This window comes from Candidatus Jidaibacter acanthamoeba (assembly GCF_000815465.1).
In the GTDB taxonomy this organism is placed as follows: Bacteria; Pseudomonadota; Alphaproteobacteria; order Rickettsiales; family Midichloriaceae; genus Jidaibacter; species Jidaibacter acanthamoebae.
In genome coordinates this window covers 1-1,057 of record NZ_JSWE01000051.1, presented here as the reverse complement: position 1 = coordinate 1,057, position 1,057 = coordinate 1, and the positions used below count along the sequence as shown (strand labels likewise).

Annotated in this window: 1 protein-coding gene and 1 pseudogene; one reads left to right on the top strand and one right to left on the bottom strand. The window is 30.8% G+C overall.

All coding sequences use genetic code 11. The annotated features are described in order from the left end of the window. Positions 1-86: 86 nt before the first annotated feature. Positions 87-743, top strand: a complete 657-nt coding sequence (locus NF27_RS01180) for an IS6 family transposase (RefSeq protein WP_204367848.1) — start codon at positions 87-89, stop codon at positions 741-743. Between the two features lie 79 nt (positions 744-822). On the opposite strand, the pseudogene NF27_RS01175 reads toward NF27_RS01180, so the two are convergent. After that, positions 823-1,057 (bottom strand): annotated as a pseudogene (locus tag NF27_RS01175) (DDE-type integrase/transposase/recombinase); the annotation flags it as partial.

The window sequence follows — 1,057 nt, the reverse complement described above, 5'->3', positions numbered from 1 at the left end:
TTTAAGCTAGTATATAATATTAATATAAAAATATATAGGTCTAGTGATGTATAAGAGGCATAGGTACCAACGTAAAATAATAAGATATGTTAGTTATGTTATATCACAGGTATTCTTTAAGCTTGAGAGATATATCAGAAATATTGTTGTATAGGAATATTGAGGTAAGTCATGAAAGTATAAGAGAATGGAATAAGAAGTTTGGCTCAATAATAGCAAATAATATAGGTAAGAAGAGAAGTTATATTCCTGGTGATAAGTGGCATTTGGATGAAATGAGAGTAGTAATAAGAAGAGAGGTTTTTTGGTTATGGCGAGCAATAGACAATCAGGGGCAAGAGTTAGATATTTTATTGCAGAAGAGAAGGAATACTAAAGCTGCGCTTAGGTTTTTTAAAAAGCTACTGAAGAGGCATAATTTTATACCAAAAATAATAGTAACTGATAAATTAAGAAGTTACGGATCGGCAAAGAAATCAATACTTAAATCTAGTGAGCACAGGAAGCATAAGCGATTAAATAACCTAATAGAAAACTCTCATCAACCTACTAGGCAGAGAGAGCGTCAAATGAGGAAATTTAAGGATCCCGGACATACACAACGGTTCTTATCATCATGCAGTCAATTTTTAAATTTATTAAAAGTAAATAGATATAAGTTTAAAGCTTCAGAATATAAAAATAAAATGAGGCTTGCTTTCGAATTATTCAATGAGGCTGCTTCTCAACATTATTATGCATAATATATAGCAAAATGCTTACTTCTTACATATAACAAAATTATTACTCTAAGTTAAGTTGACGGTACCAATTTTTCTTATTAATCAACTTAGTTAAGAATAATTTAACTGCTTTGTGATTACGTGTTTTGCTTAGGTAGAAGTCAATAGTATTTTTGTTACTATCAATGGCTCTGTACAAGTATAGCCACTTACCTTTGACCTTGACATAAGTTTCATCTAGGTACCAGGAAGAATTGGTAGATTTGAGAAAGTAACAAATTTTCTTTTGTATTTTAGGGCCATAATGCTGTACCCACCTGTATATTGTACTTGGG

Bases quoted from the DNA above. Each gene is read 5' to 3' on its own strand.
- NF27_RS01180 (WP_204367848.1), top strand. From the start codon at position 87: ATGTTAGTTATGTTATATCACAGGTATTCTTTAAGCTTGAGAGATATA.